Source organism: Nibricoccus aquaticus (assembly GCF_002310495.1).
GTDB lineage: Bacteria > Verrucomicrobiota > Verrucomicrobiia > Opitutales > Opitutaceae > Nibricoccus > Nibricoccus aquaticus.
Genome location: NZ_CP023344.1, coordinates 567,513 through 591,733, shown reverse-complemented (window position 1 = coordinate 591,733; position 24,221 = coordinate 567,513). Strand labels below are relative to the sequence as shown.

At 61.4% G+C, this 24,221-nt stretch carries 21 protein-coding genes; 11 read left to right on the top strand and 10 right to left on the bottom strand.

What is annotated here, in order from left to right; translation table 11 throughout:
* Nucleotides 1-99: 99 nt before the first annotated feature.
* Nucleotides 100-3,306 (bottom strand): TonB-dependent receptor domain-containing protein, encoded by a 3,207-nt coding sequence (locus CMV30_RS02505; RefSeq protein ID WP_175414704.1) that lies wholly within the window; start codon nucleotides 3,304-3,306, stop codon nucleotides 100-102.
* A 353-nt stretch (nucleotides 3,307-3,659) separates the two neighbouring features.
* Nucleotides 3,660-4,934, bottom strand: coding sequence for a Glu/Leu/Phe/Val family dehydrogenase (locus CMV30_RS02500; RefSeq protein ID WP_096054555.1), 1,275 nt, complete (start codon nucleotides 4,932-4,934; stop codon nucleotides 3,660-3,662).
* Between the two features lie 186 nt (nucleotides 4,935-5,120).
* On the opposite strand from CMV30_RS02500, the gene CMV30_RS02495 reads away from it, so the two are divergent.
* The 4 genes from CMV30_RS02495 (at nucleotide 5,121) to CMV30_RS02485 (ending at nucleotide 9,444) form a co-directional block, all read left to right on the top strand.
* Nucleotides 5,121-5,801 carry an HAD family hydrolase gene (locus CMV30_RS02495; RefSeq protein ID WP_096054554.1) on the top strand — a complete coding sequence of 227 codons (681 nt, stop codon included), beginning with the start codon at nucleotides 5,121-5,123 and terminating at the stop codon, nucleotides 5,799-5,801.
* Nucleotides 5,802-5,839: 38 nt separating this feature from the next.
* Entirely contained in the window at nucleotides 5,840-7,873 is a 2,034-nt protein-coding gene (gene uvrB, locus CMV30_RS02490) for an excinuclease ABC subunit UvrB (RefSeq protein WP_096054553.1), read from the top strand.
* Nucleotides 7,874-7,985: 112 nt separating this feature from the next.
* The gene (locus tag CMV30_RS19205) at nucleotides 7,986-8,492 is read left to right on the top strand and encodes a YMGG-like glycine zipper-containing protein (protein WP_138223075.1); all 507 of its coding nucleotides are present in this window, start codon (nucleotides 7,986-7,988) and stop codon (nucleotides 8,490-8,492) included.
* Nucleotides 8,493-8,613: 121 nt separating this feature from the next.
* Complete coding sequence (locus tag CMV30_RS02485) at nucleotides 8,614-9,444, top strand: metallophosphoesterase family protein (protein WP_096057578.1); 831 nt, start codon at nucleotides 8,614-8,616, stop codon at nucleotides 9,442-9,444.
* 95 nt (nucleotides 9,445-9,539) lie between these two features.
* Here CMV30_RS02485 and hpt read toward each other — a convergent pair whose 3' ends face one another.
* A complete protein-coding gene (gene hpt / locus CMV30_RS02480) occupies nucleotides 9,540-10,118 on the bottom strand; it encodes a hypoxanthine phosphoribosyltransferase (protein ID WP_096054552.1) in 579 nt (192 codons plus the stop codon).
* Nucleotides 10,119-10,244: 126 nt separating this feature from the next.
* On the opposite strand from hpt, the gene CMV30_RS02475 reads away from it, so the two are divergent.
* Nucleotides 10,245-11,321: an ABC transporter ATP-binding protein gene (locus CMV30_RS02475; RefSeq protein WP_096054551.1), complete on the top strand. Its 1,077-nt coding sequence runs from the start codon at nucleotides 10,245-10,247 to the stop codon at nucleotides 11,319-11,321.
* 36 nt (nucleotides 11,322-11,357) lie between these two features.
* Nucleotides 11,358-12,983: an extracellular solute-binding protein gene (locus tag CMV30_RS02470; protein ID WP_096054550.1), complete on the top strand. Its 1,626-nt coding sequence runs from the start codon at nucleotides 11,358-11,360 to the stop codon at nucleotides 12,981-12,983.
* 81 nt (nucleotides 12,984-13,064) lie between these two features.
* On the opposite strand, the gene rpe is transcribed toward CMV30_RS02470, so the two are convergent.
* The 7 genes from rpe to CMV30_RS02435 all read right to left on the bottom strand — a co-directional run bounded on the left by rpe (nucleotide 13,065) and on the right by CMV30_RS02435 (nucleotide 19,058).
* Entirely contained in the window at nucleotides 13,065-13,724 is a 660-nt protein-coding gene (rpe, locus tag CMV30_RS02465; protein ID WP_096054549.1) for a ribulose-phosphate 3-epimerase, read from the bottom strand.
* A 65-nt stretch (nucleotides 13,725-13,789) separates the two neighbouring features.
* Nucleotides 13,790-14,317, bottom strand: a complete 528-nt coding sequence (gene lptE / locus CMV30_RS02460; RefSeq protein WP_138223074.1) for an LPS assembly lipoprotein LptE — start codon at nucleotides 14,315-14,317, stop codon at nucleotides 13,790-13,792.
* 169 nt (nucleotides 14,318-14,486) lie between these two features.
* Nucleotides 14,487-15,533, bottom strand: coding sequence for an outer membrane protein assembly factor BamD (bamD, locus tag CMV30_RS02455; RefSeq protein ID WP_096054547.1), 1,047 nt, complete (start codon nucleotides 15,531-15,533; stop codon nucleotides 14,487-14,489).
* A gap of 13 nt (nucleotides 15,534-15,546) precedes the next feature.
* Nucleotides 15,547-16,539, bottom strand: a complete 993-nt coding sequence (locus tag CMV30_RS02450; RefSeq protein ID WP_096054546.1) for a beta-ketoacyl-ACP synthase III — start codon at nucleotides 16,537-16,539, stop codon at nucleotides 15,547-15,549.
* A gap of 37 nt (nucleotides 16,540-16,576) precedes the next feature.
* On the bottom strand, nucleotides 16,577-17,632 hold the full coding sequence (gene plsX / locus CMV30_RS02445) for a phosphate acyltransferase PlsX (protein ID WP_096054545.1): 1,056 nt from the start codon (nucleotides 17,630-17,632) through the stop codon (nucleotides 16,577-16,579).
* Nucleotides 17,633-17,662: 30 nt separating this feature from the next.
* A complete protein-coding gene (gene rpmF, locus CMV30_RS02440) occupies nucleotides 17,663-17,842 on the bottom strand; it encodes a 50S ribosomal protein L32 (protein WP_096054544.1) in 180 nt (59 codons plus the stop codon).
* 142 nt (nucleotides 17,843-17,984) lie between these two features.
* On the bottom strand, nucleotides 17,985-19,058 hold the full coding sequence (locus CMV30_RS02435) for an undecaprenyl-diphosphate phosphatase (RefSeq protein ID WP_245844376.1): 1,074 nt from the start codon (nucleotides 19,056-19,058) through the stop codon (nucleotides 17,985-17,987).
* Between the two features lie 81 nt (nucleotides 19,059-19,139).
* Between CMV30_RS02435 and trpD the strand changes: the two genes are divergently transcribed.
* From trpD to CMV30_RS02410, 5 genes are all read left to right on the top strand, one after another.
* Nucleotides 19,140-20,186, top strand: coding sequence for an anthranilate phosphoribosyltransferase (gene trpD, locus CMV30_RS02430; RefSeq protein WP_096057576.1), 1,047 nt, complete (start codon nucleotides 19,140-19,142; stop codon nucleotides 20,184-20,186).
* A complete protein-coding gene (gene glmM, locus CMV30_RS02425) occupies nucleotides 20,183-21,532 on the top strand; it encodes a phosphoglucosamine mutase (RefSeq protein WP_096054543.1) in 1,350 nt (449 codons plus the stop codon). The genes trpD and glmM overlap by 4 nt, the downstream gene beginning before the upstream one ends.
* A gap of 146 nt (nucleotides 21,533-21,678) precedes the next feature.
* On the top strand, nucleotides 21,679-22,608 hold the full coding sequence (locus CMV30_RS02420; RefSeq protein ID WP_217494443.1) for a metal ABC transporter solute-binding protein, Zn/Mn family: 930 nt from the start codon (nucleotides 21,679-21,681) through the stop codon (nucleotides 22,606-22,608).
* Complete coding sequence (locus tag CMV30_RS02415; protein WP_096054542.1) at nucleotides 22,605-23,423, top strand: transporter; 819 nt, start codon at nucleotides 22,605-22,607, stop codon at nucleotides 23,421-23,423. Before CMV30_RS02420 ends, CMV30_RS02415 begins: the two co-directional genes overlap by 4 nt.
* A gap of 15 nt (nucleotides 23,424-23,438) precedes the next feature.
* On the top strand, nucleotides 23,439-24,218 hold the full coding sequence (locus CMV30_RS02410; protein WP_096054541.1) for a metal ABC transporter ATP-binding protein: 780 nt from the start codon (nucleotides 23,439-23,441) through the stop codon (nucleotides 24,216-24,218).
* Nucleotides 24,219-24,221 lie beyond the last annotated feature (3 nt).

Here is a 24,221-nt window from a genome sequence, read left to right as displayed (position 1 = left end):
AAGGGTGAAAGGAGGAGGTGACGGATGAGGAAATAAAAAGCCCGCAGCCGGTGAGGGCTGCGGGCTTGAAGGCCTTTTAGACTCAGCTGAGGAGTGATCTTAGAACTCGGCTTTGACGCCGACGTTGATCAGCACTCCGTACTGCTCGAAGCGGTTAACGTGGCTGTAGTCAGGCGAGAAGTCGTTGTATACTTCCTGGATGGAGTTGGCTTCGTTCGTGATGTTACGAACGTTCGCGAAGAGGCTCCAACGTTTGTCGAGACGGTAGTCAGCGCTGACATCGATCACGATACGACGCGGGATGAATTCAACGAAGAGGTTGTTTGCGGTGCCGTAACGGTCATTGGAGGTAGTCGATCCCAAGTATCCTTTGGTCACCTTGCGGCGAGTGGTGTAGTTCACACCAATGGCCGACTGGAAGTTACCCTTGGAGTAGTTGAGTCGAGCATTTCCCAATTCGCGGGCAAACTGGGTGAACTCATCCTGACCGGCACCGGTGGTACGCTGTCTGGTGTACGAGGCGTAGAAGCCGAGCTTGCCGATGCTGGCTGGAATGTAAGGCAGCTCTGCGATGCGGTAGGTGAGCTCGAATCCGGCCAGACGCGCAGGTTTGCTGGCGTTTTCGGTTGTTTCGATCTGACCGCTATTCGCAAGGAGCGTGGCACCTTCAGCTGCTTCGATGTTAAACGCGGCAATATCCGCAGAGGTGATGGATCGTTTAGAGTCTACGAAAAAGCCCGTGACGTCTTTCACGAAGCCACGAACGGACGCGAGACCAGCTTTGGGCAGGTAGTGCTCAACGGTGACATCGTAGTTGTCCGCCTCGTAGGGCTTGAGGCCGGTGTTACGGACCAGAGCGGTGTAAGCATTGATGTTACCGATGCTGTCGTTTTCTACAGCGTTCGTGTCATTGACGCGAGTTAGCGGAATGATGTTCACGAAGTTCGGGCGGCCGAAGGATTTTGCGTAACCGGCGCGGATGATGGTGTTTTCCGTGAGCGTGAAGCTGGAATTAATGCTCGGGTAATATCCGTCGTAGTCCTTGGTGACATTCTGGCCGCGTTCCCGCCAGTTGGCGGCGATGTTGGCGAGATTGTTGCCCTGGCCGTTAATTTTCAGACCTTTGCCTTCATCTTCCGTCTTTTCGTAACGAACGCCGTACACGAGGCTGAGGCGGTTATCGATCAGCTTAACGTCTTGCTGGATGAAACCACTGGTGACGGTCTCTGTGATGTACTGTGAGTTCTGGAGGTAGAAACGGCGCGCGGCTTCTTGCTGACCGGTGTTGGCGACGAAGAGCGCTGGGTTCGCTTGATAGGCCGCCCATGCGGCGTAGGGGTCAGGCCACTCGATATTGCTAAAGCCAAAGCCGTTGTCGGCATTGTTGTAGTTTCTATCCAGGAACTGTGCAGCGTTTTTGTCGGTGGCGGTGAAGTTGAGATCTTCCTGCCAGGCTCGGACGTTACGGATCTGTTCGCGGATTTCGCCACCGACCTTGATCGAGGAGTAGAACGGGAGGAAATCGAGGTGACGCTTCACCTTGAAGTTAACGCCCGAGAAGGTGTCTTCGCCCTTCTGAGGACGGATACGCGCGGAGTTAACGCGGTAGCTGCTCAGCTTGAAAGGATCGATGACTGTACCGTTGGTGCCGGTGACGAAGAAGCGGTCGGGAGCTGGGAAGGGGCTGCCGTCGCTTTCGTAGCGAACGTTCACGCGGGTTTGGAGCGCGGTGACGTTGGTCGTGTTGTTGGTGACGAGCACGCTTGTGGCGGTGTCCGGATTGACCATCGAGACGTTCAAGCTCTCGAAGGTTTTGAGTGGGTACCAGCCGCGGGAGTTTGAGGCATAGAGGCTGGAGTCCACTTCCCAGAGGCGGCCTTTGAAGCGGTAAGTGATATCGAAGTTATTCGTGACAGTCGCCTTATCGCGAAAGCTCTGGCCGTGAGTAACAGCACCCTGCCCACTGGCGCTTTGGGTAAAGCTGGGACCGAAGGAGTTACCGGTACCGCCCTGGACGAAGGTGGCAGTCGTGGTGCCGGGGGTGAAGTTGATGTTACGGTTGTTGAACTCGGTGGCGTAATAGTTGGTGCCTGCCGAGAACGAGATCACGTGGCCGGGGAGGAACTTCCAGTCGATACGGCCGCTGAGGCCTTCACGGTAGGAGATCTTAGGGCCGTCTTGAAGGGTGTAACCCGTCATGATCGGATTGGTGACGCTGCCGCCACCCTGGCCCCAATTCCATGTGGGAGCGGTGCGGTGTTGATCAGTGAACTGGTTCGAGGACTGGCCGCTGATGGTGAAGCCAAGGGTCTTCGAGAGCGGGTTCACATATGAGAAACTCAAGTTGGGAAGGGAGAAGAACTGCTTCTCGCCGCCGATGCCACCTTCTTTGCGGAAAGAGAGCTCTTCGTTGTGCATACCGAGGTAAGCATTGATCGAGAGCTTTTCCTTGGCGTGTTCGAAGGCGTTTTTCGGCACCAAGTTGATAGAGCCGGCGAGACCTTCAGCGGAAGTCTCGGGTGTGGGGAGTTTGGTGACTTCGATACGGGAAGCGCTGCTGATCGTAGCGGACTCGAACTCGAAGGTGCGGCCTACGCCACCGGAGGCGGCGCTGGCGAGACGGTTGCCGTTGAAGGAGACCGTGGTGAAAGAGGCATCGAGACCGTTGAGGCCGGCGGAGCGGGCGTCAGCGGCGACGTAGTCGATCGTGATGCCGGGGATGTATTTCATGAATTCACCGACATTACCTTCGGCGATTTCGCCGAATGCTTCGGTGGAGACGACGCTCTTAATGTTACCGGCGAAGCGCTGCTCGTTAATGGCGAGGGCGGCGGCTTCACGTTCGCGGGCGCTCGAAACGACGAAGGCTTCGAGTTTCACGGTGTCGTCACCGGTGCCATAGGCGTCGGCGCTGGTGAGCGTGATTTCTTTGGCGAGGATTTCGCCGGCGCGGACTTCGACGGAGACTTCCTTAGAGTCGAGGCCGGTGTAGAAGACCTTCAGTTTGTAGGAGCCGACGGGGACATCGTTCAGCTGGAACTCACCGTACTCGTCGGTGAAGCCCTGGATCTGGGTGCCGACGACATCGACGCGGGCGTTGCCGAGGTATTTACCACTGGCTGCGTTCTGAACGCGACCGGTGATGGTGCCGGAGGTGGCTGCGGCTTCCTGGGCATAAGTGCTGGCCGGAATCGCGACTGTAGCGGTCGCGAGACACGTCGCCAGACTCAGGCGGAGAGTGCGGGTCAGCCGGTTGGAGGCGGACACAGCACTGACGTTACTGGGTTGGGTGCGGTATTTAGGCATGGTTGGTTGGGGGTTAGGGAAAGGGTTCAGGTGAACGGAAAGGGGGGCTTGCGGGAGACCGGACATCACGCGAGGTGAGCGGAGTGCGTGAGAATCGCAGAGGGATGATCCCTTGGGGGATGATTAGGATGGGTAACCTAAAAACTAAGTGGGGAACTTGAAGGGGTTTCCCGGTTAGTGGTGTTTAACCGGTTCAGCTGGGTTTGGGACGTGGGAGAAAAAGTAGTCGAGGACACCTGTGCAAGAGTTCTTATCTATTTTTTTAACGGGGTGGATAAGGTGGGCTTTGTTTTAAGGATGTGGAGGGCGGATGAACAGGCTGGAAAATGGGAGCGAGCGGTGGGGTGGGATGATCAGGGGAAGAGGCCACGGCTTTGTTTGGCGTCGGCGACGCGGGCGATGCCGAGGGTGAGGGCGGCGAGGCGGCGGTTGAATTGGAATTTTTTGCGCTGGGTTTCGACGCTGGCTTTGGCGCGGTCGAGCATGGCGAAGAGTTTCGTGAGAACTTCGTCGCGCGACCAGTAGAAGTTCTGGAGGTTTTGGAGCCACTCGAAGTAGGACACTACGACGCCGCCGGAATTACAGAGGACGTCGGGGATGAGCTCGATGTCGCCGCGTTGATCGATGATGCGGTCGGCTTCCGGTGTGGTGGGGCCGTTGGCCGCTTCGGCGAGGAGGCGGCAGCGGAGGCGCGGGGCGTTGTCGGCGGTGATGACGCGTTCGAGGGCGGCGGGGATGAGGACGGTGCAGTCGAGTTCGAGCAGTTGCTCGTTGGTGATGGGCTCGCCGCCGTGAAAATCTTTCAGGACGCGGGCGTAGCGGAGGTATTCCTGGGCGTTGGCGATGTCGATGCCGGCGGGGTTGTGGATGGCGCCGGTGTAGTCGGAGATGGCGATGATTTTGGCTCCGTAGGCGGCGAGGGCGGCGGCGGTTTCGCTACCGACGTTGCCGAAGCCCTGGATAGCGACGGTGGCGGTGTTGATGGGGATATTGAGATCCTGGAGGTAGGCTTTGACCAGATACGCGACGCCGGCGCCGGTGGCTTCGCGGCGGCCTTGGGAGCCGCCGAGGGAGAGGGGTTTGCCGGTGACGACGGCGGGGGCGATGTAGCCGACGTGGTTGGAGTAGGTGTCCATCATCCAGCCCATGATCTGTTCGTTGGTGCCGAGATCGGGGGCGGGGATGTCGAGCTGTGGACCGACGAAGTTAATCATCTCCTGCATGTAGCGGCGGGAGAGGTGTTCGAGTTCGTTGGGGGAGAGGTCGCGGGGGTTGACGATGACGCCGCCTTTGGCGCCTCCGTAGGGGAGGCCGAGGAGGGAGCATTTCCAGCTCATCCACATAGCGAGGGCGGCTACTTCGCCAATGGTGACGTTTTCGTGGAAGCGGATGCCGCCTTTGGACGGGCCGGTGGAGATGCTGTGCTGGACGCGGTAGCCTTCGAAGATGGTGACGGTGCCGTTGTCCATTTTGACCGGGAGGGAGACGGCGAGGCAGCGGCGGGGCCATTTGGTGCGGTCGCGGATGGCTTCAGGGAGGCTGATGGCATCGGCGGCTTGGTCGAACTGGCGACAGGCCATCTTAAAAACTTCCGAGTCGTACAGCGGGGAGATGATGACTTTGGACATCAGTGAGACGAGGGGGCGTCTGCGATGCGGGGTTTCTTAATCAGTATGAATCGACGTAAAAGCGGGGGACTGCAACCGATTCTTCATGAAATTTTGTATCCAGATGGGCCTGTCATCTCCGGTCTTGTAGGGCCCTGGTGAGTTTTGTTTTGCGGCGGCGGGAGTGGCGCGGGAATTTCGGCGATCATGTCGTCGCTCACGCTCGGAGATCTCGGAGTTTTATTCGATTGGGATGGAGTCATCATCGACTCGTCCGCGCAGCATGAGGAAAGCTGGGAGCGGCTGGCGGCGGAGGAGAAGCGGGTATTGCCGCCGGATCATTTCAAGACGGGTTTTGGAATGAAGAATGAGCGGATCATTCCGGAGCTGTTGCGATGGGCGGAGGCGGGCGACATCGCGGAGGTGCGGCGGCTATCGCTGCGGAAGGAAGCGCTTTACCGCGAGATCGTGCGCGAGCGCGGCATCGAGGCGCTGCCGGGCGTGGCGGTTTTTTTGAAGAGGTTAAAAGAGGCGGGCGTGCCGTTTTCGGTGGGGTCGTCCACGCATCGCGAGAATATCGATACGATTTTGAGCGTGCTGGGGTTCACGGGATTATTTTCCGGAATCGTGACGGCGGAGAATGTGAAGCAGGGGAAGCCGCATCCGGATGTTTTTTTGAAGGCGGCGGAGACGATCAGGCGGCGGGCGGAGAACTGCGTGGTGTTTGAAGATGCGTTTGTCGGCATCGCGGCGGCGCGGGCGGGCGGGATGAAAGTCGTGGGCGTGGCGACGACGCATCCATTGGGCGATTTGGAGTCGAAGGTTGATCGCGTGGTGCACCGGTTGGACGAACTTTCTGTGGGCGATTTGCTCGCGCTGTGGAAATGAGCAGGGTGGCGATTCGCGAGTGACGCGTTTTTCACGACATGCTTTTCAAACTTAACGCCGAGTACCAGCCGACCGGGGATCAGCCAGCGGCGATCGAGAAATTGACCGCGTCGATCAACGCGGGGCACAAGCACCAGACGTTGCTGGGCGTCACGGGCTCGGGAAAGACGTACACGATGGCCAACCTCATCGCGAATTGCGACCGGCCGACGTTGATCATCTCGCACAACAAAACGCTGGCGGCGCAGTTATACTCGGAGTTCAAAAACTTTTTCCCGGAGAACGCGGTCGAGTATTTCGTTTCTTACTACGACTATTACCAGCCGGAGGCGTACGTGGCGTCGAGCGACACGTACATCGAGAAGGATTCGTCGATCAACGAGGAGATCGAGCGGATGCGCATTTCGGCGTCGAGCGCGCTGGTGTCGCGGCGCGATGTGATCGTGGTGGCGAGCGTGTCGTGCATTTACGGACTTGGTTCCCCCGAGGAGTTTTCGTCGATGAAGATTCCGCTGCGAAAGGGGCTGCCGATGGAGCGGTCGCGGCTGCTGGAACGCCTCGTTGAGAATCTCTACGAGCGGAACGATTACGATCTGGTGCGGGGGCGGTTCCGCGTGCGGGGCGATGTGGTGGATATCATGCCGGCGTATCTGGAGCAGGGACTGCGCGTGGAGTTTTTTGGCGACGAGATCGATGCGCTGACGGAGTTCGATCCGCTGACGGGGAACACGCTGCGGACACTGGACCAGTTCGATCTCTATCCGGCGAATCAGTATGTGACTTCCAAGGACAAGCTCGAAGGGGCGATCGCGGGGATCAAGCGGGAGCTGGACGAGCGGGTGGCGTATTTCGAGGCGAAGGGACAATATCTCGAGGCGCAGCGCATCCGGATGCGGACGAACTATGACCTGGAGATGCTTCAGGAGATGGGGTTCTGCAACGGCATCGAGAACTACTCGATGCATCTCTCGCAGCGTCGGCCGGGCGAGCGGCCGTTTTGCCTGATCGATTTCTTTCCGAAGGATTTTCTGCTCTTCATCGACGAGAGTCATGCGACGGTGCCGCAGGTCGGTGCGATGTATAATGGCGACAAGTCGCGGAAGCAGACGCTGGTCGACTTTGGTTTCCGGCTGCCGTCGGCGATGGAGAACCGGCCGCAGTCGTTTGAGGAATTTCTCTCTGTGACGGGGCAGACGCTTTATGTGTCGGCGACGCCGGCGAAGTACGAGTTGGAGAAGTCGGCGGTGATCGCGGAGCAGTTGATCCGGCCGACGGGGCTGGTCGATCCGGAGATCACGATCCGGCCGACGAAGGGGCAGGTCGAGGATCTGATCGCGGAAGTGCGGCGGGCGACGGAGAAGGGTGAACGTGTGCTGGTGACGACGCTGACGAAGCGGTTGTCGGAAGATCTGACGACGTTCATGCGTGAGGCGAAGATTCGCGTGGAGTATCTGCACTCGGACATCGATGCGATCGAGCGCGTGGAGATTTTGCGGAATCTGCGGCTGGGGAATTTCGATGTGTTGATCGGGATCAATCTGCTGCGCGAAGGGCTCGATCTTCCGGAGGTGGCCCTCGTCGCGATTCTCGATGCGGACAAGGAAGGTTTTTTGCGCAGTGAGACGTCGCTCGTGCAGACGGCGGGGCGCGCGGCGCGGCACGAGAATGGGCGGGTGATTTTTTATGCGGACAAGATCACGGACTCGATCCGGCGGACGCAGGAGATTACCGCGTACCGGCGCGAAAAGCAGATCGCTTATAATAAGGAGCATGGAATCACGCCGCGCAGCGTGAAGCGCACCGCGCAGGCGAGTCTGCATGTTTATGATGGCAGCGGGCGTGAAGAGGAGCCGATGGGAGTCGCGGAAGGCGGCGCCGATGAAGTGAAAGCGGTGATCGCGGAGCTCGAAGACGAGATGGCGGAAGCGGCGGGACGGTTGGAGTTCGAGCGCGCGGCTTTGCTGCGCGACCAGATCACGGCGTTGAAGACGGGGGATTTTAAGAAGCTCTCGAAATCGACTAAGAAGCCGGGTGTAAAAAAGGGAGCTGGCGGGGCGCGGAAGTGGCGCTAAATCGTCGGCGACGGCGGTAAATCCGCCGGAGGCGGTGTATCAGGTTCCCTGATTTTCGGAAAAAGATGCGCAGCGATAACTTTTTTATCCGGATGGGCGTCTTAGCTCCCGTATGAAAACACTATTGCTTTCGCTCACCTGCGTGACCGGCCTGGTTGCTTCGGCCGGAGCGCAAGTTTTTCAGCCTCAAACTGCTCGGAATATTTTGGTCGGCAGCATCGCCGGTGCGGTCATCGGGGAAAACAACGACAAACCCCTGGAGGGCGCGTTGATCGGTGCGGCCGCAGGCGCGCTCTGGAGCGCGGCGACGGTGCCTTCGAACTATGATCGCTCGTATGCGCCGCCGGTGCCGCAGGCGCCGATTTATTATGAGACGTCGCAGCGTTATGAGCCGGTCTGCCGGCCGGCTCCGACGCGTGTGGTGGTGGTGGCGCCGCCGCGTTGCGATCCGCCGCGGCGGGTAGTTGTGGTTGATCCGTGTCCTCCGCGTCGTGTGGTGGTCCACTCGCACGGACATCATCACGATCGTCGCACGGTGGTCCGTCATTCCACGCGGCATCACTATAACAACGACCGGGTCGTGTATGTGGGCCCCGGGTACGGTGGCGGTCGCCGGTAAATGCCTGGCGGTCTTTTAACGGCCGCCCGTAAGAGAAAAACGTCGGACCGGTGCGGGCTGCGGCCCGCGCCGGTTTTTTTGCGGGTTGATGCGCCGGGGGTTGGCGGGCAGCAGTCGCGGGATGCGCATCGCAATTCTGGCGGATATTCATGGAAACCTGGCGGCGCTCGAAGCGGCGTTGGAGCGGATGGCGTTATTGGAAGTGGATCAGTTGGTGGTGGCGGGCGACATCGTGGTGGGTGCGCCGGATTCGCTGGCGTGTTGGGAACGGGTGAAGGCGCTGGGGTGTCCGGTGCTGCGGGGGAATCACGAGCGTTACGTTTTCGATCTGGGGACGGAGCGGGCAAAGCCGGAGTGGAGTTCGCGGCAGTTCGGGCCGGTGCAGTGGGCGGCTGCGCAGCTGGGCGAGGCGAACCGGCGGGAGCTGGCGGCGTTGCCGGGCACGTTGAAAATCGCGGGGGCGGACGATGTGTTATTCGTGCATGGCTCGGCGCGGAACGACACGGATTTGATTTTTCCCTACACGAGCGATGCGGAGATTGCGCCGATGTTTACGGGCTTTGCGGAGAAGTGGATCGTGCGCGGGCACAATCACTATGCGGGCGTTCGGCTTTGGGGAGAGCGGCGGATTGTGACGACGGGATCGGTGGGGCTGGCGCTGGACGGGACCGTGAAGGCGCAGTTTGCGGTGGTGGAGCGGCGGGGCGGTTCAGGCTCGGAGTGGAGATTGGAGCATCATGCGGTGGCGTACGATGTGGCGGCGACGTTGAGGCGAGCGAGGGAGAGCGAGTATGTGGAGAAAGCCGGGCCGATTGCTCGGTTGTTCATGCGCGAGGTGGAGACGGCGGCGTTTCACATACTGCCGTTTCAGCAGTTTAACGCGGCGCTGGTGAAGGCGGGGAAAACGCTGCCTCTGGAGCAGGCGGTGGAGGCGTTTATGCGGCGGGAGTGAGCCTCGGAATTTCTACAGAAGGGAACGAAGAGATTGCCGTTGGCGGATGGGGCTTCACTCGGAAAGGCCGACGGGGACGTCGGCGCTCCCAGGTGTCAGGCCCACTCGGGGGGATTTTGGAGGGTGGGCTTGAGGACGCCGATGCAGGGAAGGTTGCGGTAGCGTTCGGCGAAATCGAGGCCGTAGCCGACGACGAATTTGTCGGGGATTTCGAAGCCGACGAGGTCGGCGGTGAAGTCGACTTCGCGGCGGCCTTTTTTATCCAGGAGCACGCAGGTGCGGACGCTGGCGGGCTTCAGTTTCTTGATGATGTCGACGACAACGGAGAGCGTTTTGCCGGTGTCGAGGATGTCGTCGATGAGGAGGACGTGACGGTTGGTGAGATCGAGCGAGAGGCTGTGAAGGAGCTTCGGTTTGCCGTGGGATTTGGTTTCGTTGCGGTAGCTGGAGACGCGGATGCAATCGAGGCGGACGGGGTTGGAGATCTGGCGGAGAAGGTCGGCGGTGAAGAGGATGGCGCCGTTGATGATGGCGACGACGGTGATCTCTTCCTTGCCGTAGACGGCGGAGATCTCGGCGCCGAGTTTTTTGAGGCGGTTTTTGATGGCGGTCTCCGACACGAGGACGGTTTCAAGGTCGGCGTGAGCGGGACGTGTGAGAGTGGCTTTAGGCATGGAAAAGAATGAAAGAGTTTATGAAAGCGGGTGTTGGTTTCGCAACAGCTTACGCCTGCTTAGCAGGGTTTATTCCTTTGACTCATCGGTGGCTGAAATCTTGCTTCCGCGCTCTTCGTCCGAGGCATGATTTCGATCCGCATCCAGAATCTCACCAAGCGTTTCGGCAGCACTGTCGCTTTGCACGGACTCGATCTGACCATCCGGCCGGGAGAGCTGTTTTTCCTGCTAGGGCCGAGCGGTTGCGGGAAGACGACGCTGCTGCGGAGCATCGCGGGGTTTTATATCCCGGAAGAGGGCAGTATTTTATTTGGCGAGGACGAGGTGACGCGACTGGAGCCGCACAAGCGGAATACGGGGATGATGTTTCAGAGCTATGCGCTCTGGCCGCATATGAGCGTGGCGCAGAATGTGGCTTTTGGGTTGGAGGAGCGGAAGGTGCCCAAGGCGGAGATCAAGACACGGGTGGGCGAGGCGCTGGAGTCGGTGCGGATGGGGCAGTATGCGGAGCGGAAGCCGAATCAACTTTCGGGCGGGCAGCAGCAGCGTGTGGCGCTGGCGCGGGCGCTGGTGATCAGGCCGCGGTGTTTGTTGCTCGATGAACCGTTGTCGAATCTCGATGCGAAGCTGCGATTGGAGATGCGCACGGAAATCCGGCGGGTGTGCAAGGAGTTCAACCTGACGACGGTTTATGTGACGCACGATCAGAAGGAGGCGCTGTCGATCTCGGATCGCATGGCGATTCTGGAGAGCGGACACATCTTGCAGGTGGGAACGCCGCGGGAAGTTTACCGGCGGCCGACGCGGAAGACGGTGGCGCATTTTATCGGGGAGACGGATTTTATTCCGGGCACGGTGAAGGGCGTCGAAGGGGGGCATATTTTTGTGGAGACGGCGATCGGGCGGTTTGAAGGGCTGCTGGGTGATCCGGCGCGGATGCCGGCGGTCGGTGCCGAAGTGACGGTGTCTATCCGGCCGGAGTGCTGGCGGCTGGGCGGCGAGACGCGCGATGTGAACTGCGTGGCGGGAAAAATCGGCGAGGCGGTTTACCTCGGCGAAGTGGCGCAGTACGCGTTCGTGCCTGCGAGGGGCGGCGAGGCGCTCAAGATCTACGAACTGAATCCGCGCTTCGTGGGGCGCTCGACGGAGAAGGCGTTGTACGCGAGCGCGGAGGTCGATGACGTGGTGGTGTTGCTGGACTAAACCCAATCACGCCGGGCGGAGTCCGGCGCAGTCGCGATGGCCAAACGATTTATCATCATCTTCACCTTGATCGCGGTGGTGGCGCTGCCGTTTGTGCTACGGCCGAAGAAGGCGGAGCGCGAGCGGGCGGATGAGACGCTGGTCTTGATCACGCCGCACAACGAGGCGTTGCGGCATGAGTTCGGCGTGGGGTTTCGCGAGTGGTACAAAAAGAAGACAGGCAAAGTCGTGGCGCTGGACTGGCGCGTGATCGGCGGGACGAGTGAGATCGCGCGGTTCTTGGAAGGTGAATACACGGCGGCGTTCGAGTTGCACTGGACGAAGAAGCTCGGGCGGAAGTGGAGCAGCGATGTGCAGGCGGCGTTTCAGAATCACCGGTTGCCGGCGGATGCGCGCGCAGAACTGAAGGAGGCGCGGGAGGCGTTCATGAATTCGGAAGTGAGTTGCGGGATCGATGTGTTTTTCGGGGGTGGGACGTACGATTTTATTAAACAGGCGCAGGCGGGGCGGATTGTGGAGAGCACGATCATGAAGAAGTATCCGGAGTGGTTTCGGGACGACGTGATCCCGTACGAGTTTGCGGGCGAGCAGTATTGGGACCGGCAGGGGCGGTGGATCGGGGCGGTTCTGAGCAGCTACGGCGTGTTGACGAATCTGGATGCGTTGAAGCGGCTGGGGGTGGAGCCGCCGAAGCAGTGGGACGATTTGAAGAATCCGAAGCTGGTGGGTGAAGTGGCTCTGGCCGATCCGACGAAGAGCGGGTCGATCGCGAAGGCGTTTGAAAATGTGATCCAGCAGCAGATGCAGAAGCGGCTGGTCGCGCTGATGGCGGAAAGTCCGACGAGCGATGCGGGGGAGTTGAAGAAGATCGAGGCGCGGGCGGTGAGCGAAGGTTGGACCGCGGGAATGCGGCTCATGCAGGTGATCGGGGCGAACGCACGGTATTTCACGGACACGTCGCAGAAGCCGCCGATCGATGTGGCGCAGGGAAACTCGGCGGCGGGGATGTGCATCGATTTCTACGGGCGCCAGCAGGAGGAAGCGGTGGTGCGGCGCGACGGACCGGGGCGGGTGGCGTATTTTTCGCCGGTGGGCGGGACGGTGAGTTCGGTGGACCCGATCGCGTTGATGCGCGGGGCGAAGAACCGGGCGGCGGCGGAGGCGTTCATCGAGTACGTGCTGTCGATGGAGGGGCAGAAGCTGTGGAATCTAAAGCCGGGTGTGGCGGGCGGGCCGGAGCGGTTTGCGCTGAGGCGGCTGCCGGTGCGGCGGGATTTTTATGCGGACGAGAGCTTGAAGGCGTTGCGGAGCGATCCAGCGGATCAGCCGTTCGCGACGGCGGAGCAGCTGGTTTATCGGACGGCGTGGACGGGGAATCTGTTTCGCGAGATGTCGTTTGTGATCCGCGTCATGTGTCTGGATACGCACCAGGAGCTGTCGTCGGCGTGGCGGGCGATCATCGCGGCGGGGATGCCTGAGGATGCGCTGACGGTGATGCAGGAGCTGTCGGCGGTGAACTATGAAGAGACGGGTGGGAGGATTAAGGCGGCTATCAATGCGAAGAACAAAGCGGACGAGATCCGGCTGGCGAAGGAGCTGGGGGAGCATTTCCGCGCGCAGTATCTGCGGGCGGAGGCGATGGCGAAGCGCGGTGGGCGGTGAAGAGCGAGCGGTGTGAAGGCTAAGGACGGCACTTGCTAAGTGCCGGTCCGACGGAGCAGCGGCGCTGCGCGAGCGCAGGCCCTACCAAGCGGCGATCGTGGCGGCGTAGGCGGCGCGGTCGGGGGCGTTGAAGAAGGAGGTGCCGGCGACGAAGGTATCCGCTCCTGCGGCACGGCATTCGGCGCCGGTGGCGAGGTCGATGCCGCCGTCGACTTCGAGGCGGAAGTTGAGGCCGCGTTCTTTGCGGAGAGCGGAGAGGCGGGCGATTTTCTCGAGTTGATCGCGGCGGAAGGATTGTCCGCCGAAGCCGGGCTGCACGGTCATGACGAGGACGAGTTCGACCTGGTCGAGGAGGTGCTCGATGGCGGAGGCGGGGGTGCCTGGGTTGAGGACGATGCCGCGCTGGCAGCCGAGTTCGCGGATGCGGGCGAGGGTGGCGACGTGGTCGTAGGCGGGCTCGATGTGGACGCTGATGAGGTTGGCGCCAGCTTTGGCGAAGGCCTCGATGTAGCGGTGGGGTTCGCTGAGCATCAGGTGAACGTCGAAGAAGAGTTTGGAGTTTTTGCGGAGGGCGGCGACGGTTTGCGGACCGAAGGAAAGATTGGGGACGAAATGGCCGTCCATGATGTCGAGGTGGATCCATTTGAGGCCGAGCTGCGCGACGATGGCGGCGCTCGCGGCGAGGTTGGCGTGGTCGCCGGCGAGAATGGAGGGCGTCAGGATGGGAGCGTGAGCGTACATGGAGGCGGCGGGCGGGGGGCGGAGGAGGAAAGTTGAGAGCTGAGAGTTGAGAGCGGGATGGCGGATTACCAGACGTCGAGGACGGTGTGGGCGATGCGGTCGGCGAGGGCGGTGGCGAGCTGGGGCATGAGGTTGTACTCGGCCTGGAGCTGGTCGCTTTCGTTCACGTAGGGAGACGGTGTAGTGAAAAGCTGGCGCGTGGCGTTGACGGGGCGTTTTTCGAAGAGGGCGGCGTGGGTGCGGTTGTCGCGGAGGGTGCAGAGGGCGTGGACGGTGATCTCAAATTTGCGGGTGAGACCGGTGTCGTCTGGGCGGGCGGTGGCGACGCCACGGGTGAGTTGGGCGAGGGAGACGGTGAGGGTGGCATCGGCCTGGTCAGAGGAGTTGACGAGGACGACGCGGCTATCGCGGAGGAAAGCGTCGCGAAGTTGAGTGGAGAATACGGCGGCGGCCTGGGGGAGGGCGGCGGTGTTTTCGACCGGAGCGATATAGAGGCGGGTGAAGGTGAGTTTGCCTTCAGTGCCGAGCTGGTAGTGCGAGCAGCCGGTGAAGAAGAGGACGGGCAGGAGGAGTGCGGCGAGGAAGGGGCGCATGAGCGGGGGGAGATTGACCACGGATGACGCGGATGAGCACGGATTTTTTTCGGGCGATTGGAGAATGCGGTGGATGATGGCGGGGAAGAGGAGGACTGGAGTGGCCAATAAAAAACGCGCCCCGGCTGGGGCGCGTTTTGAGAGGGTCCGTGAACGAAGGGGAGCCGGCTCAGAAAAAGAAGAAGCGTTTTTTCTTCTTGGGGTCGGCGTTTTTGGCGGCGGCTTTTTCCTCTGCGGCGACGACCTCGGTGAGGCGGACTTTGGCGCGGGCGGCGATGGCGGAGTCGGGGTAGGCGGTGATGGCTTCGTTGTAGAGAACGCGGGCAGCTTTGAAGTTGTCGCGTTTGTAGAAGTAGAAGTCGCCGATCTTCATTTTGCTCTCGGCGAGTTCATTTTTCATCGTGGAGAGGCCTTTTTCGGCATCGGCGACGTTGTTGTCGCTTGGGTAGAGGATCATGAAATCCTCGAAGTAGGTGATGGCCTGACGGGAGGATTCCTGGTCGTAGTAGGGACCATCGACGAGACCGGCGTGGGCCTGGGCGAGCTTGAGGTAGGCGTCGGGCGTGAGGACGCTTTGCGGGTAGTTGTTGATGAGGCGGTCGAGGGCATCGATCGCGTAATCGGTGTTGTCGAACTTCTGGTGGGCGCGGGCGATATTCATCAACGCGAGGGGAGCGTAGTCGCTGTAGGGAGCGTTGAAGAGGATGACTTCGAAGTACTCGACAGACTTTTCGCGGTTGGTGAAGCCGGGGAAGATCCAGAGAAACTTGCCGCGGGCGCCGTCGAGGAGGGCGCTGGCGATACGGTATTGTTCGCCGATGATTTCGTTGAAGCGCGGGGTGTTCGGGTAGCGGGAGATGACGTTCTGGAACGTGTCGAACGCCTTGCTGTATTTTTTCTGAGTGAGGCGGAGCTTGGCGGAGCGGTAGAGAGCCTCGGGGGCGTAAACGGAGTTGCTGAATTTTTTGCCGACCTTGTTGTAGGCGCGGATGGCGGAGCCGGTGCTTTCGCGTTCCTCGGCGGCGCGGGCTTTGTTCATGAGCTCGAGCGCGTTTTTGCTGTCGGTCGGCCCAAGGCCGGAGAGGACGCCGCCCTCGACTTTCCATCCGGTGTCGGAGGCCCAGACAAGCTCGGCGGAGAGGCGTCCGGAAAAGGCGAATACGAGAGCGAGGAGGACGAAGCCGAGGGGCTGGCGGCGGAGCGCGAGGAGGGACATTTTTAGAAAGAAATTACCAGCGAACCAGTGCGGAACCGTAGGTCAAGCCCGCCCCAAAGGCGACGAGGAGGGTGGTGTCGCCGCGTTTGACGCGACCAGCTTTGCGGGCTTCGTCGAGGGCGAGTGGGATGGAGGCAGCGGAGGTGTTGCCGTAACGATCGACGTTCACGAAGAAGCGCTCGAGCGGCAGCTTGAGGCTCTTGGCGATGGCCTCGATGATGCGGAGATTGGCCTGATGGGGGATCACGCACGCGATCTGATCGGCGTCGAGGGCGTGTTGTTCCAAGATTTCCTCGACGGCGTCTTCCATCTCGCGGACGGCGACTTTGAAGACCTCGCGGCCCTTCATTTTGATGAAGCGGTCGCCGTTGTTGACGGATTCGGGCGTTGTCGGACGGGCGCTGCCGCCGCCGGGGATACAGAGGAGTTCGTCCATGCCTCCTTCGCAGTAGAGTTTGGCGCCGATGATGCGGGCGCCGTCACCGCGGGATGGGCCGAGGACGATGGCACCGGCCGCGTCGCCGAAGAGGACGCAGGTGGTGCGGTCTTTCCAGTCGAGAGCGTTGGAGAGTTTTTCGGCGCCGATGACGAGGGCGTGCTTGTAACGGCCGGAGGCGAGCATGGCCCAGGCAGTGTCGAGGGCGTAGAGGAAGCCGGAGCAGGCGGCGTTGAGGTCGAAGCAGGCGGCGTGGGTCTTCGCGCCGAGCTTGGCCTGCACGAGCGTGGCGCAGGCGGGCATGGGCATGTCGGGCGTTATCGTCGCGACGATGATGAGGTCGATGTCGGCGGCGGTCAGGCCAGCATCGGTCAACGCGGCTTTGGCGGCGTGGGTTGCGAGATCGGACGTGGCTTCGTCGTCAGCAGCGATGCGGCGCTGGCGGATGCCGGTGCGGGTGAAGATCCATTCGTCGGAAGTGTCCACGATCTTGGAGAGATCGTCGTTGGTCATCACCCGGGCCGGTGCGTAGGAACCGGTGCCGAGAATCGCGATTGTGGGTGTGGCCATGACGCTGCTGAAGAGACGGAAAGCGGGACGGTGCCGCTCAGACGACGACGCGTTGGATGGCCTCGTTGGCGCGGGCGATATCGGCTTCGATGCGGTGATTGAGGTCGATTTTGATCATCTCGCTGGCGTCGTGGAAAGCGTTCTTGAGGGCCTGACGATTGGCCGAGCCGTGGGCTTTGATGAGATTGCCGCGGAGACCAAGGAGCGGGGCGCCGCCGTAGCGCTCGGGCTTGATGCGGTTGCGGAGGGCGTTGAAGGCACCTTTGGCGAGAACGGCGCCGGCCATGCGGACGGGGTTGGCTTTGAGCTGGGATTTTAGCTCGTTGCTGAAAAATTTCGCGAGGGATTCCCAGCTCTTGAGGCAGATATTGCCGACGAAACCGTCGCAGACGACGACATCCACTTCGTCGCAAAAAACCTGGAAGCCTTCGACGGGGCCGACGTAGTTGATGAGGTCGCCGATGCGTTTGAGCGATTCGTGGGTCTCGGCGATGAGGGCGTTTCCTTTGCCTTCTTCGGTGCCAATGGTGAGCAGGCCGACACGGGGTTTTTCCACGCCGAGTTCCATGCGGCAAAAGTGAGTGCCGAGGATGGCGTTGTGGACGAGATGATCGGGCTTGGCCTCGGGGTTGGCGCCCGCGTCGATCAGGATGAAATGGCCGTTGGCGCGCGGGATGACTGGGGCGAGGGCAGCGCGGTCGATGCCATCGAGCGTGCGAAGCTTCAGGATGCCTGCACCGACAAGGCAGCCGGTGTTGCCGCAGCTGACGGCGGCTCCGGCTTCGCCTGCTTTAACGAGCTCGATGGCACGGATCATCGAGGCGTCTTTCTTCCGTTTAATCGCCATCAACGGTTTGTCATCCATCGTGATGACTTCGGAGGCGTGGAAGATGGAAACGTTTTCGTTTCCGGAGAGGCCGGCTTCGGCAACGAGCGGTTTGAGAACCGCCTCGTTACCGACGAGTGTGATCGGGCTTAAATCACGAAACTCGCCTAGGGCGAGTTTCGCTGCGGCTACGATTTCGGCCGGACCGAGGTCGCTGCCCATGGCATCGACTGCGATACGACTTTTGGCGCCGTTACTGGTACCCATCACGAGGATGGTTGGGAGGCGGTGCTAGACTCAGGCCTCGATGTTGAGGACCTGGCGACCGCGGTACATGCCGTTCTTCGGGTTCACGCGATGCGGGATGAAGGCGGAGCCGTCGGTCGGGTCTTTAGCGATCTGAGGAGCTTTGAAAGCGTTGGCTGCGCGGCGGTTGGCGCTGCGGCGTTTGGACTGTTTGCGTTTCGGATTTGCCATGGTGGGAGCGGTTAAAAGTGAGTGTGTCGGACGTCTTGGTGACGCCTTTGTGACGAGTTGAAAGGTGCGGAGTAAAAGGCGGCGACGAAGTGCGTCAAGCGGCGATTGGGTGGGAAATGGGGGATGTTGTGAGGAAAGTTTTTCAGGAGAGGACGCCAGTATATAAGAGAGTACCGAGGGTGGCGGCGAGGAGGAGGCGGTAGATGGCGAAGACGCCAAGGCCGTGGCGGGTGAGGTAGCTGACGAGGAATTTGACGGCGATAGCGGCGGAAATGGCGGCGACGAAGGTGCCGACAAGGACGTGGGGCCAACCGAAGACCTCGATCATGGCGGGGCCGGATTTGTAGCCTTTATAGAGAGCGGCACCGGTGAGGGTGGGGAGGCCGACCAAGAAGCTGAACTCGGCGGCTTTGGCGGGGCTGAGACCGGAGAAGTAGCCGCCGACCATCGTGACCATCGAGCGGCTGGTGCCGGGCCAGAGGGCGAGGCATTGCATGAGGCCGATGCCGAGGGCTTGTTTCGCGGTGAGGTCGGCGGGTTCGCGGCGCGACTGAGTGGTGCCGGGTTGCTGATGACGCCAGCGCTCGGCGGCGAACATGAGGACTGCGCCGCTGATCAAGGCGACGATGACGGCCTGGATGGAGAAGAGGTTTTCGTCGATCCAGTCGTTGAAGCTTAGTCCGAGAATGCCGGCGGGGACGCAGCCGAGGACGATGTTGCGTAGGAGGCGGAGGCCGGCGGCGTTCTGGCCGCGGAGGCCATTGAGGATGCCGATGAGTTGTGCCCAGTAGATCAATACGACGGCGGCGATGGCGCCGGCCTGGATGACGACGGTGTAGGTGTCGGCGGCGAGCTTGATGGTGAGCGGGATGCCGGCGGGGTTTTTCTCGGAAGGTTTTTTGTACCAAAGGGGCTGGCCGTTTTGATCCTGGAGGGGCGCTTCGCTTTCGAGGCCGAGGGCGTGGCTAGCGATGATGAGGTGGCCGGTGGAGGAGACGGGGAGGAACTCGGTGATGCCTTCGACGAGGCCAAGGACGATGGAATCGGAGAGACTGAGGGCTTCGCCGGCGTTAATGACCGAGGTGGATGAGGGTGTGGCTATGGTGGCGGGAAGGGCGGGTTGTTCGTCGGCGGGTGTGGATGCTGGCTGCGCGAAGCTGGGTGGCGTGAGGAGCGCGGCGGTGAGCGCGAGGAGGAGAATGGGCAGGCGGAACACGCGGCGTAGCTCATAGATGAGAGGAGGGCTGTCGAGTTTATGCTTTTCTCGCGGAAGGGTTTTGCGCTTCCATGCGCGCCCATGTCCGAACTCGTTGATCTCACGCGCCGTCTGGATGCCCGTCAGGAATTGTCAGCGGCGGAAGTCGCGGTGGCGGCTCGGGCGCTGGCGTCGCCAGAAGTCGGAGACGAGACGAAGGGCGCGTTTTTGACGGCGCTGGCGGCGAAGGGCGAGACGGCGGCGGAGGTGGCGGCGTTTGCTCGGGAATTTCGTGCGGTGGCGATCGATCCGGGCGTCCAGGAGTGGGCTCCGCAGGCGATCGATATTGTGGGGACGGGCGGGGATCATGCGGGGGGATTCAATATCTCGAGTTTGATCACGCTGACGCTGGCGTCGGCGGGCGTGACGGTGATGAAGCACGGTAATCGTGGTATCACCTCCAAGTGCGGCAGCGCGGATTTGCTGGCGGGACTTGGGGTGAATCTGGAGGCGTCGCACGAGAAGATGCGGCAGGCACTGCGGGAGCTGGGGTATGTTTTCTTTTTCGCGCCGGCTTATCATCCCACGTTCAAGTTTATCGGACCGGTGCGGAAAGCGCTGGCGGCGAAAGGGCAGCGGACGGTGTTCAATATTCTCGGGCCGCTGATCAATCCGGGGCGGCCGGCGCACGTGATTCTCGGGGTGTTTTCCGAAGCGTGGGTGCCGAAGCTGGCGGAAGCGCTCGATGCTCTGGGCGCGACGGCGGGGCTGGCGGCGCATGGGATTTTGGGCGAGGGGCGGGGTATCGACGAACTGACGACGGCGACGCCGAATCGCGTGAAGGGCGCGGGGCGGTTACGCGGTGTCGATGGCATCTGGAATGGGAGCGAGCATGGGTTTGCTCCGGCGAATTTCGACGATCTCAAGGGAGGCGATCTCGCGCAGAATCTCGCGATCACCGAGGCGATCCTTGCTGGACGCGGTCCGGCGGGATTGGTGGACACGATCGTGTTTAATGCGGCGACTGCGATGTGGGTTGTGGGAAAAACCGCGAGCATCGCCGAGGGAGCCGGGCGTGCGCGGGAGTTGCTGCTGGGCGGCGCGGTGAAGGTGAAGATCGCGGCGACGAAGGAATTTTATCGTTCATGAAACGCATCTACTTCGGAACGGACGGCGTGCGCGGTCCGTATGGCGGCCCGGTGATCAACGAAGCGTTTGCCGAGCGTCTGGGCGCGGCAGCGGGGCGTTTTGCTTCGCGCATTTCCCATGGTGGCGATGGCGTGCATCGCGTGCTGATCGGGCGGGACACGCGGTCGTCGGGCGAGAGTTTGATGGACGCGGTGGCGGCAGGTCTGGCGTCGGTCGGAGTGGATGCGGTTTCGCTCGGCGTGTTGCCCACGCCTGCGGTGGCGGCGGCGGTGGTGCGCGAGCGGGCGGTGCTCGGCGTGATGATCACGGCGTCGCACAATCCGGCGGCGGATAACGGCATCAAATTTTTCGCGGCGAGCGGGATGAAACTGACGGACGCGCAGGAGGCGGAGATCGAGTCGCTGCTGCCGGAGACGAAGCCGGTGGCGTTGCAGCGGCGGTCGTTGCTCGGGGCGGAGGGGCTGGCGACTTATCTGGAGAAGGTGCGGCGGCTGCTGCCGGCGCGGGCGTTGAGCGGGTGGAAGGTGGTTTTGGATACGGCGAATGGCGCGACGTGCACGACGAGTCCGGTGGTGTTGCGCGAACTTGGTGCACAGGTGGAGTTGATCGGCGGTTCACCGGATGGAGAGAATATCAACGACGGCGTGGGCAGCGAGCATCCGGAGAAACTGGCGGCGCGGGTGCGCGAGACGGGGGCGAAACTCGGGATCGCGCATGACGGCGATGGGGACCGTTGCATCTTATGCGACGAGCGCGGCGAGGTGCTGGATGGCGATGAGATTCTGGCGATCCTGGCGACGCATGCGCTGGCGAAAGGTGCGCTCGCGGCAAAGACCCTCGTGGTGACGGTGCAGAGTAATCTCGGCGTCGATGCAGCGATTCGCGCGGCGGGTGGGCGCGTGGTGCGCACGGCGGTGGGCGATCGGTATGTGCTCGAAGGGATGTTGCTGGAGCGGGCGACGCTCGGAGGGGAATCGTCGGGGCACGTGATCTGTTCGGAGATTTCGCCGACAGGCGATGGGCTGGTGGCGGCGCTCAAGGTCATCGAGGTGATGCTGGTGACGGGAAAGCCGTTGTCGGAGTTGCGTGGGGCGATGGCGAAGTTTCCGCAGGGGACGTTGAATTTGAAAGTTCGTGAGAAGCGTGAGCTGGCGAAGCTGCCACATCTGCCATTTGCGATCGAGATGTTGGAAAAGGAGCTGGGCCAGGAAGGGCGTGTGCTCGTGCGCTACTCGGGGACGGAGGCTAAGATCCGGCTGCTCGTGGAAGGGCCGACTGCCGAAGTGGTGCGCGTGGGGCTGTCGAAACTGGAGGCGATGGTGCGGGCGGATTTGGAGGTGCTTTGAGGGCGTACGCGAAGTGGCGGGAAGGCGTAGGAGAGAGCGAGTTTTGGAAAGTTGCTTGTGGTAGATTAGTTTTCTTTGGCTGTTAAAATTAGCCTTACCTAAATTTAATTTTTGACTCTACGCTGAGGAGTCATTGCGTGGAGGGCATGAAATTTTCGATGCGTTGGAATCGGTGGCTGCTCGGTGTGACGCTGGGAGTCGTGACGCTTGCGGGAGCGGCGGGCGTTTTGAATGCGGCCCCGCTGCGTGTTGTGAGCACGACGGCGATGGTGAACGATTTGGTGAAGCGCGTGGGCGGGGCCGAGGTGAGCGCGGAGGTGCTGATGGGGCCGGGCGTCGATCCGCATTTGTACAAGGCGACAGCGGCGGATATGTTGAGACTCAACCGTGCGGAGGTGGTTTTTTATAGCGGGCTGATGCTGGAGGGGAAGATGACGGATGTGTTCACGCGGATGGCGAAGTCGGGGAAGCGGGTTAACGCGATCACGGCGGGGCTGCCTGAGGCGAAGCTGTTGAAGCCGGCGGATTTTGAAGGGCATCCCGATCCGCATGTGTGGTTCGATGTGGAGCTGTGGGCGATGTGCGTGGATGTGGTGGAGGCGCGGCTGGTTGAGGCGTCGCCGGAGCGGAAGGCGGTTTTTGCGGCGAATGCGGAGAAGGCGCGCGGGGAACTCGCGGAGCTCCATGCGTGGGCCAAGGCTAAGGCGGCGGAGTTGCAGGTGGAGAAGCGCGTGCTGGTGACGAGCCACGATGCGTACAACTACTTCGGGCGTGCGTATGGATTTCAGGTGGTGGGGCTCCAGGGAATTTCCACAGTGAGCGAGGCGGCGCTGGCGGATGTGGCGAAGCTGACGGACTTCATCAAGCAGCGCGGGCTAAAGGCGGTGTTTGTGGAGTCGAGCGTGTCGCACACGACGATCGAACGCATTGCGAAGGACTCGGGCGTGACGATCGGCGGGGAATTGTTTTCTGATGCGATGGGCGCGGCGGGAAAAATCGAGAATGGTTACGACGTCGGCACCTATGAAGGCATGATTAAACATAACCTGAACACGATTGTGGAGGCGTTGAAATGAAGCTGAATATCGGACGAATGGGGGCGCTGGCGGCGGTTGTGGGCGGAGTGCTGAGTGTCGCTGTGCTGCCGGTTCGTGCGGAGCGTGAGCTGACGTCGGACCGGCCGGATGCGACGGAGAGTCCGTTCACGGTCGAGCCGGGGCGGGTGCAGATCGAGTCGAGTTTCGTCGGATACACGCGGGACCGTCACAATGCGGAGCGCGCGAATGTGCGGGTGGAGGCGTGGGCGGTTGCTCCGATCAATGTGCGCGTGGGGCTGACGCCGCGCGCAGAGTTGCAAGTGGTCGTGGACAGTTTTCTCGATGCGAAGATCGAAGACCGCGACGCGGGCTTTACGGAGCGGGTGCGTGGGTTTGGCGATGTGACGTTGCGGGCGAAGTGGAATTTTTGGGGCAACGATGGCGGCGAGACAGCGTTTGGAGTGATGCCGTTTGTGAAGCTGCCGACGGCGCGCGATGGACTCGGTAATGACAAGGTGGAGGGCGGTGTGATTTTGCCGTTTGCGGCGGAGTTGCCGGGTGGCTGGGGCTTTGGCGCGATGACGGAAGTGGATGTGGTGAGGAACGCGGATGACGATGGCTATGCGCTCGCGTGGGTGAACACGGCGACGGTGAGTCATGACATCACGGAGACGCTCGGCGGATTTTTGGAGCTGACGTCAGAAGTGGGCGAGGGGAAGCCAGTGTTTGGATTTAATTTCGGAGTCACGTATGCGGTGAATGCGGACCTGCAACTCGACGCGGGCGTGAATGTGGGATTGAGTCGGTCCACCGACGATCTGGTGCTGTTCACCGGTTTGGTGAAACGCTTCTGAAGGCTGTTTTATTTTATGAGTCCGACCGAGAAAGTCTCTGCTCCGCCGCCGCTGGAAATTCACGATCTCACTGTCGCGTATCATCAGAAGCCGGTGCTGTGGGGCATCGATGCGGTGGTGCCGGCGGGGCAGCTCGTGGGCATAGTGGGGCCAAACGGCGCGGGCAAATCGACGCTCATCAAGGCGTGCATGGGGCTGCTGCCGCTGGCGAGCGGGTGGGTGAAGTTTTTTGGCGAGCCGTTCGACAAGGCGGCGAAGCGGATCGGCTATGTGCCGCAGCGCGAATCGGTGGACTGGGATTTTCCGGTCAACGTGATGGATGTGGTGCTCATGGGGCGTTACGGGAGGCTGGGATTGTTGAAGCGTCCGGGGAAAGCGGATCGCGAAATCGCGCGGTCGTGTCTGGAAAAAGTGCAGATGCTGCCGTACGCGGACCGGCAGATTTCGAATCTCTCGGGCGGGCAGCAGCAGCGGGTCTTTCTCGCGCGAGCGCTGGCGCAGGAGGCGGAGCTGTACTTCATGGACGAACCGTTTGCGGGCGTGGATGCAGCAACGGAGGCGGCGATCATCACGGTGCTGCGCGAGCTGCGCGACCAAGGGAAAACGATTCTCGTGGTGCATCACGATCTGCCGACGGCGCGGCAGTATTTCGACCAGTTGATTTTGTTGAATATGCGGTTGGTGGCGTATGGGAAAACGGAGGAGGTCTTCACGTCGGAGTTGTTGCAGAAGACGTATGGCGGGCGGCTGACGATTCTGGCTGAAGTGGCGTCGGCACTCGGAACTTCGCGGTGATCG